Annotated in this window: 15 protein-coding genes; 4 read left to right on the forward strand and 11 right to left on the reverse strand. The window is 45.6% G+C overall.

Translation table 11 applies throughout. From position 1 onward, the window contains the following. Position 1: 1 nt before the first annotated feature. Both ACQ4M5_RS11805 and ACQ4M5_RS11810 read left to right on the forward strand, forming a co-directional pair. Positions 2 to 859 carry a carbonic anhydrase gene (locus ACQ4M5_RS11805; protein ID WP_430675810.1) on the forward strand — a complete coding sequence of 286 codons (858 nt, stop codon included), beginning with the start codon at positions 2 to 4 and terminating at the stop codon, positions 857 to 859. A gap of 67 nt (positions 860 to 926) precedes the next feature. Continuing rightward, positions 927 to 1,454, forward strand: coding sequence for a methylated-DNA--[protein]-cysteine S-methyltransferase (locus ACQ4M5_RS11810; RefSeq protein ID WP_430675811.1), 528 nt, complete (start codon positions 927 to 929; stop codon positions 1,452 to 1,454). On the opposite strand, the gene ACQ4M5_RS11815 is transcribed toward ACQ4M5_RS11810, so the two are convergent. Beyond that, a complete protein-coding gene (locus ACQ4M5_RS11815; RefSeq protein WP_430675812.1) occupies positions 1,441 to 1,755 on the reverse strand; it encodes a helix-turn-helix domain-containing protein in 315 nt (104 codons plus the stop codon). The two genes, ACQ4M5_RS11810 and ACQ4M5_RS11815, sit on opposite strands and share 14 nt — an antisense overlap. 2 nt (positions 1,756 to 1,757) lie before the next feature. Beyond that, entirely contained in the window at positions 1,758 to 2,099 is a 342-nt protein-coding gene (locus ACQ4M5_RS11820; protein ID WP_430675813.1) for a type II toxin-antitoxin system RelE/ParE family toxin, read from the reverse strand. Positions 2,100 to 2,117: 18 nt separating this feature from the next. Here ACQ4M5_RS11820 and ACQ4M5_RS11825 point away from each other — a divergent pair, with 18 nt between their 5' ends. Together ACQ4M5_RS11825 and ACQ4M5_RS11830 are read left to right on the forward strand one after the other, a co-directional pair. After that, complete coding sequence (locus ACQ4M5_RS11825; protein ID WP_430675814.1) at positions 2,118 to 2,252, forward strand: hypothetical protein; 135 nt, start codon at positions 2,118 to 2,120, stop codon at positions 2,250 to 2,252. 132 nt (positions 2,253 to 2,384) lie between these two features. Then, positions 2,385 to 2,507: a hypothetical protein gene (locus ACQ4M5_RS11830; RefSeq protein ID WP_430675815.1), complete on the forward strand. Its 123-nt coding sequence runs from the start codon at positions 2,385 to 2,387 to the stop codon at positions 2,505 to 2,507. A 93-nt stretch (positions 2,508 to 2,600) separates the two neighbouring features. Here the strand turns inward: ACQ4M5_RS11830 and ACQ4M5_RS11835 are convergent, their stop codons facing one another. The 9 genes from ACQ4M5_RS11835 to ACQ4M5_RS11875 form a co-directional block, all read right to left on the reverse strand. Next, a complete protein-coding gene (locus ACQ4M5_RS11835; protein ID WP_430675816.1) occupies positions 2,601 to 2,843 on the reverse strand; it encodes a DUF4926 domain-containing protein in 243 nt (80 codons plus the stop codon). Between the two features lie 236 nt (positions 2,844 to 3,079). Then, entirely contained in the window at positions 3,080 to 3,565 is a 486-nt protein-coding gene (locus ACQ4M5_RS11840) for a hypothetical protein (RefSeq protein ID WP_430675817.1), read from the reverse strand. 90 nt (positions 3,566 to 3,655) lie between these two features. Continuing rightward, positions 3,656 to 6,148: an AAA-like domain-containing protein gene (locus tag ACQ4M5_RS11845; RefSeq protein WP_430675818.1), complete on the reverse strand. Its 2,493-nt coding sequence runs from the start codon at positions 6,146 to 6,148 to the stop codon at positions 3,656 to 3,658. A 2-nt stretch (positions 6,149 to 6,150) separates the two neighbouring features. Then, on the reverse strand, positions 6,151 to 7,758 hold the full coding sequence (locus ACQ4M5_RS11850) for an AAA-like domain-containing protein (protein WP_430675819.1): 1,608 nt from the start codon (positions 7,756 to 7,758) through the stop codon (positions 6,151 to 6,153). Positions 7,759 to 7,841: 83 nt separating this feature from the next. Then, the gene (locus ACQ4M5_RS11855; RefSeq protein ID WP_430675820.1) at positions 7,842 to 8,870 is read right to left on the reverse strand and encodes an agmatinase family protein; all 1,029 of its coding nucleotides are present in this window, start codon (positions 8,868 to 8,870) and stop codon (positions 7,842 to 7,844) included. A gap of 5 nt (positions 8,871 to 8,875) precedes the next feature. Then, positions 8,876 to 9,100 carry a type II toxin-antitoxin system HicB family antitoxin gene (locus ACQ4M5_RS11860; RefSeq protein ID WP_430675821.1) on the reverse strand — a complete coding sequence of 75 codons (225 nt, stop codon included), beginning with the start codon at positions 9,098 to 9,100 and terminating at the stop codon, positions 8,876 to 8,878. Between the two features lie 2 nt (positions 9,101 to 9,102). Continuing rightward, on the reverse strand, positions 9,103 to 9,321 hold the full coding sequence (locus ACQ4M5_RS11865; protein ID WP_430675822.1) for a type II toxin-antitoxin system HicA family toxin: 219 nt from the start codon (positions 9,319 to 9,321) through the stop codon (positions 9,103 to 9,105). A 2-nt stretch (positions 9,322 to 9,323) separates the two neighbouring features. Further along, positions 9,324 to 11,891: a leucine--tRNA ligase gene (leuS, locus tag ACQ4M5_RS11870; RefSeq protein WP_430675823.1), complete on the reverse strand. Its 2,568-nt coding sequence runs from the start codon at positions 11,889 to 11,891 to the stop codon at positions 9,324 to 9,326. 197 nt (positions 11,892 to 12,088) lie between these two features. Further along, the gene (locus ACQ4M5_RS11875) at positions 12,089 to 13,084 is read right to left on the reverse strand and encodes an S-layer homology domain-containing protein (protein ID WP_430675824.1); all 996 of its coding nucleotides are present in this window, start codon (positions 13,082 to 13,084) and stop codon (positions 12,089 to 12,091) included. Positions 13,085 to 13,152 lie beyond the last annotated feature (68 nt).

Here is a 13,152-nt window from a genome sequence, read left to right on the forward strand (position 1 = left end):
CATGAAAAAGTTAATTCAAGGACACCAACGGTTCCGAGAAAGCTACGTTCCGAGACACATTGATCAGCTAGAAGAACTTTCACACGGTCAAAAGCCACGTGTCTTGTTCATCACCTGTTCCGATTCCCGCATTGATCCAAATCTGATCACGCAAGCAGATATCGGGGACTTGTTCATTATTCGGAACGCAGGCAACATTATTCCGCCCTACGGGGCTGCGAATGGTGGAGAAGGAGCCGCAGTTGAGTACGCCTTGAATGCGCTCGATATTCAGCAAATCATCGTCTGTGGTCATTCTCACTGCGGTGCGATGAAAGGATTGCTCCAACTTGGAAAGCTCGAAGAAGAAATGCCGCTGGTGTATGACTGGCTCAAGCATTCCGAAGCAACTCGACGATTGGTGAAAGAGAACTACACCCAATACAGCGGCGAGGAATTATTAGAGATTACGATCGCTGAAAACGTGCTCACCCAAATCGAGAACCTGAAAACGTATCCGATCGTTCACTCCCGCCTGTATCAGCGCAAACTCGAAATCTTTGCTTGGATCTATCATCTCGAAACCGCAGAAGTTCTCGCGTTTGATCCTGAAACCCATTCGTATGTCCCCCCTCAGAGCCAGCTTTCGATTCGAGAAATGGGCGAACTGATTCCAGGTGAATATGAGAAAACGGGTGCGCCTCCTGTCGCGTGTGAATTGGTGAATCGAAGTCCGATCGCAGAATCCGGAGCACAGCGATCGCTTGAGCCGATGTCGCAAACCGTACATGCAGAAACTTCAACCGCTGTAGATTCGATGCCTTGGCTAACTCCCGAACAGGCTGAACGAATTTATCGGGGTTCAGTCGCGCAACGATAATTGGATTTGATAGCAATTTGGATGTTTAACGATCGTCGTTGAGCATCCATTTTTATGGGTGAACAAGATGAACTATAGATGGCTAGACACTCCGATCTGCTCATTGTTACTCACTTCGGATGGTCGATCGTTAACTGGACTTTATCTGCAAGGACAGAAGCATTTTCCAAATCAAACTCCTGACTGGAAAGAATCCACCGAACTCGCTCTATTCATCAAAGCCGAAAACCAGCTTAAAGAGTATTTTGCTCATCAGCGACAACAGTTCGATCTACCCCTCGATCCGGTTGGTACTCCCTTTCAGAAACAAGTCTGGAAAGAGTTAAGCAAAATTCCGTTTGGTGAAACTATCACTTACGGAACTTTAGCCAACCGAATTGGAATACCAACTGCATATCGCGCTGTTGGAGCCGCAAATGGACGCAATCCAATCTCGATCGTGGTTCCCTGTCATCGAGTGATCGCAACGAATGGAAAGATGACGGGTTATGCAGGCGGTGTCGATCGTAAACAATGGCTTCTGAAACACGAACAAGCAAGCATTAATTCTCACCCTATGCAACATCCACTCATTGAGCAAGCTACTGAACTTTAGCAATTACGCTACCAATTTCTTGAGGCGTTGCACCTGTCGCTAACATAGCGCGAATTAATAGTTCGATCGATACTGAAGCATCTCCGTTTTCTGCCTTTGCGATTCGGGGCTGACTTGAGTGAATTTTCTCTGCCAGATCAGCTTGCGTCATGTTTTGCTGTCGTCGCGCCTTTAAACTCTGACTTAGAGCAAGCTTGATTTCGATTAAGGTATTTTCCTCTGAAGTCAGTTCCAGAAATTCCGAAACCGTACCGACTTTCCAACCTTTTGCTTCTAAGCGTTTCTGTTTCTCTTGATCCATATTTATCCTTGTATATCAGTGTCGTATTTGCTTAATCGCTTCTGGCAGTTCTCAATAATCTGATCTGGTGTTGTGCGTGTCGTTTTATTGAATACCTCTACTATCAGGATTGCATCGTCATCAATGCGATAGATAATCCTCCAGTTTTTATCAATATCCCGGATTCTTAATTCGTGGCAATGTGCGTCAATACTAGGCATCGGTCGCGAGTGAGGAAGTTCAAGGTTCTCGCCTTGCTGCAAGCGCCTGAGCAAGAAACCTGCTTCAAGGCGGGCTTCTTGGCTAAAAGGTGGAGTTTTGATTTCACCACGCAGCCAAACTAAAGGTTTATCGTTCTCATCCATCCCTGCTTTATATCATATTTGATCTATCTTGATGCAGCTACTAAGGTTGAGCGATCGCATTCCGCTGCATCCATGCTTTTATCGATCGCGATCATCTATGTTCGAGTCCGCGATCGTCTGTTTTGTGAAGCGATCGCTGTGTCTACTTCATGAAACGCTGTGTTCTTTAAAGCGATCGCTGCGTTTACTTCACGAAATGCTGTGTTTGATTCAGAGAAAGCTGTGTTCCTTAAAGCGATCGATGAATTCACCTTATAGAACTCTACGTTTTGTGAAGCGATTGATGTGTTTACTTCACAAAACGCTGTGTTCATACTAGGCGATCCTGTGTTGAATGTCTTGAACTGTACGATCGCTGATTTGAAATTGGGATCTAGCTCGATCGCACTAGCTGAGGATTTAGATTAAGCAACTAAGAGATCGCTTTCAAACTTCTCATCCGAGGACAAGATACCTTCTGACTCCAGCCGCAATTGATTCAGCTTCAAGGTGAATCGTTCATCAACTTGCTTTTGCTAAGGGGCGGACTGTTAAGATTTCGTCCGATCGTAGTCCTTCTACCGCAGAGATTGGAACAGCGATCACAGCAAGAGATTCACCGATCGCATTGAAAACTTCTAACACACAGCCCTCTTCACCCTTGCTAGGGTGCGATACAAAAGCGATTAGCGTTGCAACGCCTCCTGCTTTTAATCCACACTCTGGTAAGTTGCGAGTTAATGCAACCTCTTGATATAACTCCATCGCAATGTCAGGACTCCTTTCGAGGTTTGAGGGTGAATCGAGTCAATAGAACGATCGCTCTTGCATTTTTTGATCAAAGTCGATCGCTCCTCATTATTTGAGTTGTTTCTGAATTTTGTCGCGAAGTTCGATCGCCCATTTGAGAGTGGGGTCTAGCTCGATCTCTAGCTTAGGTGGTTTCCTCAATCAAATTTCATAGAAATACATAGCAAGCATTGTCTATAAGATGCTCAAACTCAAAGAGTTTTTCGGGCAATACTAATTATTTCTGTTACAACAAATCTTAGTAAGCACAACGCTGCTGATAGAACAAATCCTAGGAAATACCAGGCTGTTGCAGGATCTTTAACGCCAAACAATTTGGAAAAAATTGATGCGATACGATCTAAAGTAATGATTGGCAATGAGAAGAGTAAAGTCAAAAGATCTTTTAGAAACTGGACTGTTGAAGATGATACATGAAAAATTATTGGCACAATAATGTAGAGAAGTGCGAATAAGATAACTACAATTACACATGTAGCTCTAGCAACAACGCACAATACTTGCATTGTGCGACTTGATTCAGGATAATCATCAAAGTCATCATCGTCGTAAAATATGTTCATTTCATAGCTTGATTCAGGATCATTATTAGAATCACTTGAACTGTTCCTGCCTATTATAAAGTTCGCTATAGACACGCATATCGCGCTAATTAGCTGCTTTAGGATTTCAATCATTTGACTTTCTTTATAAGCTGATTTCTCACGTGCATCTACTTTTACTTAAATTCAAGAGAGTGCCACAACAAACACTATAATTGCGAGAGCTTATACAATCTCTCTAAGGATAAGGAAGACCATGTAAGCTAATGCCTGAATTACAGTGGAATAAAGAGCTACGCTTAATATAGTAGGCTGATCTGCCAATGTTGTATAGGATTGTACTAGTGGAAGGTAGAATTGCCAACCTTGAATTTGAAGACCTTCTCCTAAAATCCATCGAACTATTCCCATAATTATGGCTGTAAGATTTCCTAGAAAGAGAAATTTCCTAATAATTTTATCCCAATCATAAATTACTCGGAACTTGACTAGAATACTGCGTTCTTTATTACCAGCTTTTATAAATACTGCTTCTTGATAAAACCCTACAAGCTTTGCCTGTTTTGTGTTTGGAACAATATGAACTCTCAACTTATTTTGATTATAAGTTCTACTTGATTTGTGACCAAATTGCTGGCTATTTGTACCACCTAAGAACTGTGTTACTAAAAACCGAGTTGTTATGACTTCTACTTTAAGTTTTTGAGCAGACACCAATTCCAACTCAACATCTATAGGTTCAATGTATTGCCCTTGTAAGAAGCTTCCAAGATATATCTTATCAGTAATATGGTGATCCTCAGATTTCTGAACTGTGTAGGTTAGGCAAATTTCAAATTCTTGAACGGTATAATGTACGGGAATGCTATATGACAAAGTACGTTCGTCAGAAATACAGACAATTTGTCCCTGATATGTCCCTGGTTCAGCATCTACCGTATCTAACAAGATTGTTAGGGAATCAAGTGAATTAAATTGTTGAGATGCTAATCTTACACTAGGAATATTGCCTAAAATTTCAACCGTTCCCCATACAAAGCCACGCCCTTGATTATCAAATTTCAAAATACTATTTTTCTGTTCGCCAACAGCCAAATTTTGAAACTGTATGGTACTTGGTTGTACTGATATCTGAGGATATGGTAGAATTCCAACCCTCTTACAAAGTTCTCTGACAAAGAGTTCTAGCCCTTTCCGAGTATCACTTTCTCGATACGTATTACTAATCGTCTTTGCAGATTGAGCTAGAACTGCCTCTCCTAAATTCCCAAGTAACCAAGTTTGGAATGAACCATCGAACAGATATTTCTCTGCTTCATCTATATACTGGTCACATAGCTCAATCAAGGAAGCAATTGAATCTGCTTCCTTTGTCCCAAATCTGAATGCTCTAGATCTAAGAATTGCCTCTTTCTCTTTGATCTCCTGTCCTAATTGAAGCTCAAGCTCCTGAGACTGTAATCGTTGGCTTTGTGTTAGAAACTGATTATCATCTTGAGTTAGAAGTTTTTCTTCTGCCCAATCCAACGCATCATGTAATGCCTGTCCTCGCAATAAACGAGACTTATCCTCGCAATTTGATACTAACCAGGCTGAAATCGCTTCAGCGTACGGACGCAATTCTGCCAAGATCTGTTCAACCCAAGCTTGATTAAATACCGTCGCATAGATTCGATTGTGAGATCGCAATTCTCCCTTATCCTCAATCACCAGTCCAGACAATCTTAATTGAATTTGATCTTCACTAGCAGTGGCAGGAATCTTTCCTTGTCGCAAAATCTGCTGATATAGTTCTAATAGTTTCCCTTTGAGATGTTCATTTCGCATCACCCGATTCTGAATCGTCCGCAAATGCTCCGGTTCATCCTGCCCTTCCCAATTTTCAATCAAGCGAGACTGTACGATCGCGCTAACCCGTTCCACTTCTTGCCCCGCTGGAATCGGTTCTGTCTCAGCTTGCACAAACTGACAAACCTTTTGAGTCAAAAACGGCTGTCCTCCTGTCCAATCGAGAATCGCGCTTAAAACCCCGATCGCATCTTCCGCTTTCCCTTTCAATCCCTCTGCCAACGGTTCCGCTTCATGCAGTTGCAAGCCGCGTAACTCAATCGATCGACCAATATTAAACGGCGTTCGGCTCTTGTCCTGAATCAAATCCGAAGGAGTCGCCACCCCCAACAGCGCAAACGTCAGCCGTCGATATTCTGGATTTTCCGCCCGTTGGTTATAGCAAGTCCGAATCAGCGCAAAAAAATCATCCTTAAAATCCAGATTGAGAATGCTGTCAATTTCGTCGATAAAAATAACGATCGACGACTGCACCTCAACCAGCAACACCTCTTCGATAAACTGACTTAAGCGATCGACCGGAGACGCTTCTGCTCGTTCCTGCCACCAGGATTTCAAATCGATCGACGTTTTAAACGATCGAGACAAGCGCCGCACTACGCCCCAATACCATTCCGACGCGGTGATCCCCCGACTCCCGATCGACGTAATATCAATCACACAGCAAGCGATTCCTTCTGCCTGCAATCGATCCATCACCCTGACCCGCAGACTCGACTTGCCCATCTGCCGAGAATTCAGCACATAGCAAAACTCCCCTGCTTTGAGCGCCCGATAAAAATCCGCATCCGCCTGCCGCACCCCATAACTCGGTGCATTCCGCTCCAAACTGCCGCCAACCTGATAGTGGTACTTTGATGTCGTGTTCATGGTTAGGTTTTCAGATGGTCTTGAAAATACGATCGATACAACTCGCAGCGCGGTCTTGCCTCATTTCCTTGCAGCGCAATCAGCCCCATACTTTCCAACTTAAAAGCAGGTTCCGCCTCTAATTCCACAGGTTTACTTTTGACCACCACTTGCCGCAAGGCTTCCACCAACTGCGGATACGTGCGTAAATTCAGCAAATGCCGTCGCAAATGATCGCTATAAATTCCCGCCTCTGTTGCTGCGGTTTGTTTCAATTGCTCCAGCGTCGCATCCTGTCGTCGCAAATGATAAAACGCCTTGCGAACCAGATACGGATGTCCCCCGACCAATGTTGCAATCTCATCGACAACCTCATCCTGCAATCGATATCGCTGCGCCAACTCTTGAACCTGCGATCGCGTAAACTCTTCTAGGTCAACATTCTTGCCCACATTAAACGGTGATTGATTCATATCCAACGGCACATACGCCTCGGTCGAATGAACAATCATTAACCGCAACTTCCGCCAGAGTTCGCTATCACTATCGCCAATTCGAGCAGCATCAAACCACGATCGCAACAGCGCAAAAAAATCATCTGCTACTTCTCGATACGGAAATACAAGATCGACCTCATCCATTGCGATAACCAATGGCTGCTCTAACTCTTCCAAACAATCCAGAAAGTAATCAGAACATTTGTCTTTACTTCCTCCGATCTTCCACGAGTCCTCTAACTGAGATAACCGTTTCAGCCTGCGTCCAACTTGCTGACAAAACCAACGCAATAGCAAATCCAAATCCGAAAAACACGCTCGATCCGCTCGTTGAAAACTAAATGAAATCGTCTGACATCCCTGCTGTCTCGCATGATCCAGCGTTCTTGCCATCAGCGAAGTTTTACCCATCTGTCTCGGTGCTTTGATCCGAATCAAGGCTCCAGGCTGCAAAATTTCTCGGTAACAGTCTGCTTCGATCGCTCCTCGCTCAACATACAAGTCTGACTCCAGCGCAACGGCTCCTCCGGGTTCGCGATACAGTTCGGGATCAAGTTCTGGTTCCGCGATCGGTAACGGTGGATCGTCTGGACGGTCTTGGCGTAAAACCGCTGGCTCTTCTCGTTGTTCAGCAATCCACTCTGCATTCGTTCCAACTAATTCCAAGACTTCCTGCAAAATCTTGGTTGTATCGAGTTCCGATTTCCATTCCCGCTGTTGAATACGTTGTAAATATCCACGTAAGTCGTAGTTCAATGGGGAATCAAACGGAAAATTAACGCGAATCGGTAAGAGGATTGGACGCTTTTCGTCTCGTGTATCTCTTAACTCTCTGGCTCGTCGGACTTCTTCTGTGACCATTTCGCTAACCGCCGACTGAGGGGATAGCAGTAACAATAAATAGTCACATTGCTGTAATTCTGTATCAATGCGGTCTGACCAATTTTCACCTAAGCGAATGCTTTCACCTGCCATAAATGCAGTGTGACCGGATTCGATTAGCGATCGCTGAAACTCCGCTGCCAACGACCGATCTGGATCTTGGCTACGGTAGCTGATAAAAATGCGACGTGACACCAAATCAGCATAATCCACTTTACGCTGAGTTGATTTTGTTGACTTTCTGGGAGGCACAGGCAGAACAAAGAACAGTGGGCTATTTATCTTTTACCACTGTCTCTCCGCGTTTTCCCCCATCTAAAGAATTCGTCAAGGTTCTAATTCTGCCAAGTCAAATCCATCAAATTACACAGTTTGTAGATCGTTCTGGCTGCAACGTTCCCATCCCATTCCGCATTCCCAATTTCAACCACATCAAAGCCAATCACTCTGCGTCCACTGTTCACCACTTCGCGGAACAAACAAAACGCTTGCTCCAACTCCAATCCACCCGGCACAGGCGTTCCCGTCGTCGGACAAAGCTTCGGATCAAAGCCATCCACATCAACACTGATGTAAACTTCCTGCGGTAGTTCAGACACAATTTGCTGACAGGTTTCGAGCCAAGCAACACCCGCATACTGTTTCTGTTTCAGCATCGAATCAAAGTAAGTCGAAATCCGCCCGTTAGAATTGCGAATTAAATTGACTTCATCTAAGCAAACATCGCGAATGCCAATTTGAACGAGTTTGGTCATTTGCGGCAGTTTCAGCACGTTATACATGATCGAAGCGTGCGAATACTCAAAGCCTTCATAAGCTTCTCGTAAGTCCGCATGAGCATCAATGTGTAAGATGCCAAAATTTTCGTAATGCTGTGCGATCGCTCTTAAATATCCCAGCGGCACACTATGATCCCCACCAATCACCGCAACTCGTTTTCCTTGTTGCAATAATCGATCGCAGTGTTCAAACAACCATTGATTGAGTGCTTCACAGCCTTGATTTACGCTCTCTAGTAGTTGTGATAGTTCAGCGTCAAGCGGTTGTCCGATCGACAAACAATCAATAATTTTGGCAGCATCGGCTCTGAGACTGTCACTACGATCGAGAATTTCCTGAGAAATCTCAGGCATAAAAATTCCTTGCTTCCACCCGTCCGGATTGTCAAAATCGTACAAATCAAGCTGTGAAGAAGCGTTCAGCATTGCTTCAACGCCACGGGCTGTTCCTGCACTGTAAGAAACAGTCACTTCCCAAGGCACACCTAAGACAATTAAATTTGCTGAGTCTTGGTCAAATGGCAATCCGAACAACCGCCCGACAACACCAATCCCACTCGGATCATAGTTCTGTAAGTCTGTCATTTTTCCTAAGCAGTTTGAAGGGTTTGTCCAAAGATTTGGGGTTCGGGTAGAGGTTCGCCTTCTGCGATCGCGGATTCAACTAATAGTTCTAAGACTTCTTGTGCATTTTGCAAGGCTTCTTCGTAAGTCTCTCCGTGCGTATGACAGTACTTACCCCATTCAGGCAAGCTGACAATGTAGCACTGATCCTCGTCCGACCATTGAATTAAGATACTATATCGATGATTCATCACTATGATTTCTCCTGGTTTTGTTGGTTTTCTACCTGCTGAATCGCTTCGTATACGTCTTGCTCCTGGTAGGCTTTTGCATCAGAACCGTCTTTTCCTGGCAAGGTTAACCTTCCACTAAATAAGGGGTGTGACCATTTTGTATGGCTTCCTTTTCCGGGTTTACATTTGAAGCCTGCTTTTAACAGCAAACTTTTCAGCTCTCGAATCTTCTTAGGCATTGCTAAACCACAACGAAGTTAACGAGCTTTCCAGGCACAACAATCACTTTTTTGATCTCTTTGCCTTCAATGTAGCGTTTTGCAATCTCTGACTCTCGCGCAAATTGTTCTAATGCCGCTTTGTCATCTGCGATCGCAGTTGCCGTCTCGATCGTGCCTCTGGTTTTACCTAAGATTTGAATCACGATCGTTTTCTCATCCGCAATTAAAGCAGTTGGATCAACGATCGGGAAAGATTGCGTGTGAATCGAGTCAGAGTGTCCAATCAAATGCCATAACTCTTCGGCAATGTGAGGAGCAAAAGGAGCTAACAATCGCAGCAAAGTATCAATTCCTTCAGCATAGACTGGCGAATCTTTTTGAGCAAAGTCGCTCAGAGCATTGCTCAATTTCATCAATTCAGAAACGGCTGTATTGAATTGATAGTCACCTTGTAAGTCTTCAGTGATTTCTTTGATCGCAATGTGAATCGATCGACGTAAATCTTTCTCGGCTTTGGTCAGTTCGGTTGCAGTTCGATTGTTCAGCGTGAATTCTGAAACCAATCGCCACACTCGATTGAGGAATCGAAATTGTCCTTCGACATCCGCATCCTCCCACTCTAAGTCCTTCTCTGGGGGTGCTTTGAACAGGATGAACATTCGAGCCGTATCTGCTCCATACTTATCCACTACGTCACCCGGAGCAACGCCGTTATGCTTCGATTTAGACATCTTCTCGAAAACGACTTCTAGCTTGTCCCCAGTGTTTGGATCGATCGGATTGTTCGCATCTTTGACATCAGTAGGAAGCACATACTTACCAGTACTAGGGTTCTTGTAAGTTCTACCTTGAACCATTCCTTGAGTTAACAAGCGCTCGAACGGCTCATCGAAGTTGAGTAAACCTCGATCGCGCAATACTTTCGTAAAAAATCGCGAGTACAGTAAGTGCAAAATTGCGTGTTCAATTCCGCCCACATACTGATCAACAGGCATCCAATCATTAGTAACAGCTTTATCAAATACTGCTTGGTCGTTCTTAGCATCGGGATAGCGCAAGAAGTACCACGACGAATCGATAAAGGTGTCCATCGTATCTGTTTCGCGTTTTGCAGGCGTTCCACAGCTTGGACAAGGAACATTCAGCCAGGATTCTAACTGAGTGAGAGGAGAGCCACCTTTACCAGAGAACTCAACATTCTCAGGCAGCGCGACAGGTAAATCAGAATCGGGGACAGGAACGGCTCCACAGTTCGGACAGTGAATAATCGGAATCGGTGCGCCCCAGTATCTTTGGCGAGAAATCAACCAATCTCTTAAGCGATAGTTTGATGTGCCTTTTCCTTTTTGCTTAGATTCGAGAAATGCGATCGCACTTTCCACACTCTGACCTTTCCCTTTGCCTGCCGGAACTCCATCTAATTCTCCAGAGTTCACCATCACGCCTTCACCTGCATAAGCTTCGGTCATGGTTGCTGCATCTAAGGTTTGATCCGATGGTTGAACAACAACTTTGATCGGCAAATCGAATTTCTTAGCAAACTCGAAATCGCGCTGATCATGGGCTGGAACTGCCATAATTGCACCCGTTCCATAGTCCATCAGCACATAGTCCGCGATCCAGATTGGAATGCGCTGATCGTTCACTGGATTGATTGCATAGCTTCCAGTCCAAACGCCAGTCTTTTCTTGACCTTCCGCAGTTCGATCGAGATCACTTTTCGCTGCTGCTGCTGATTGATATTGTGCGATCGCTGCTGATTGTTCCGATGTGGTCAACTTCTCTACTAACGGATGCTCTGGAGATAGCACCATAAACGATGCTCCCCACAGCGTATCCGGGCGAGTGGTAAACACAACAATATCGTCACCTGCTTCAGTTTTGAAAGTAACTTGTGCGCCTGTTGATTTGCCGATCCAGTTTGCCTGCATTAATTTAACGCGATCGGGCCATCCGGTCAGTTTGTCCAAATCAACTAACAGTTGCTCTGCATAGTCCGTAATCTTCAAAAACCACTGACGCAGCAATTTCCGTTCAACTTTCGCACCCGATCGCCAAGATTTTCCCTCTGCATCAACCTGCTCATTTGCTAATACAGTTTGATCGATCGGGTCCCAATTCACCGTCGCTTCTTTCTGGTACGCCAAACCTGCCTTAAAGAACTCCAAAAAGATCCATTGCGTCCAGCGATAGTAATCCGGAGAACACGTTGCCAATTCTTTTGACCAATCGAACGAGATGCCCAACAGCTTTAACTGGTCGCGCATCTGATCAATATTCTGATACGTCCATTTCGTAGGATGAACCCCACGCTCGATCGCTGCATTTTCCGCAGGCAATCCGAACGCATCCCACCCCATCGGATTCAGCACCCGATAGCCTTGCATTCTTTTCAATCGAGCAATCACATCGACGATCGTATACACCCGCACATGACCCATGTGGAGATTTCCAGAGGGATAAGGAAACATCGATAGCGCATAAAATTTCGGGCGATCGCTGGTTTCAGGCGTTTGATACAAATCTGCTGCTATCCAAGCCTGTTGCCATTTTGTTTCAATCTCGGCGGGGGTATAACGGGACTCCACGAGTCAACTCCTCAATGCGAATATGGGGCAAAAAGTTATGCTTTCCCATTCTAGATGAGGAGATGGAGAGTGGTTTGTTGAAATGCGAATTGGACGGAGTGGGGAGTGGGGAGTGGGGAATGAAGTGCAGCAAAACTAGCATCAACGCTATACCTATCTCCCTAGATTTTCACCCCCTACTCCCTACTCCCCACTCCCTACTTCGTCGGCGTGATCCGTCCTTCTTTCACCAGTGCTTGATAGAGCAACGCTGCTGCATCTGCACGAGTCGCCACCCGATTCGGAGTCAACTGTTGAGCACTCGGAAATCCGGTAACAATTCCCGAACCAACTGCTGCTGCCACTTTCCCCTGTGCCCATTTTGGTAAGTCGCCCACATCCTGGAATTTTGCCAACGTTTGATCAGGAGCGGCAGGAGGTTGAATGTTCAAGCCCGAAGCAAGCGCGACCTGCAACTGATACAGCGGAATCTGTTGATCCGGTCGAAACAGTCCTTCCGCATATCCGCTCATAAATCCAGTTTGTACCGCATCATCGATCGACGATCGCGCCCAGTAATTTTCTGGGACATCTTCAAACGTCTGAGCCTGCCGCTCTTTTGGTTTCCCAAATGCTTTCCCTAATAGCGAAGCAAACTGAGCGCGGGTGATCGGCTCATCTGGCTTAAAGCTTCCGTCCTGGAACCCGCCTAAGATGCCCCGACGAGTCAGTTCTGAGATGTAAGGGGCTGCCCAAAAATCGCCCGGAACATCGGTGAAGCCTTTCGCAACTCCAGGAGAAGGCGGAGTCGTGGGAGACGGAACGAGATTGGGGAGATTGTTCGGGCTGGGAACGGGAACCGGTACGTTGCTTGCACCGCGCTCCGCGTTCGCAGTCGGACTCGGTGGAACGGTTGCCTGGGTGGTCGGCTGGGGAGCGCTAGTGGCTTCGATTTGGGGGATCGGAAGCAGCGTTTGAGGGTTTGCAGGGGAAGGCGCGATTACGGTTCCACGGGGCGGCTCTGGTGAAGGCAGTATTCCTCCAGGTGACGGCGCAACCTGTGGAGTACTCGAAAAGAGCGACCCAAAATCAAATCCAGAATCAGGTTGTCGAGTTGCCCAGAAAAAGATGCCTCCAATGCTGAGAAAGGCGACGAACATCGCGATCAGTTCATCAGAGGTTAAGCGACGACGCGGATCGGGTGAAGGAGTCATTTCGGTAGAGCGTATACTTTTAACAATTTTTATTTACCCAAATCCTAGAGCAATTCTCTTGGTCGCGA

It is taken from the genome of Leptolyngbya sp. AN10, assembly GCF_050565645.1.
Lineage (GTDB): Bacteria > Cyanobacteriota > Cyanobacteriia > Leptolyngbyales > Leptolyngbyaceae > Leptolyngbya.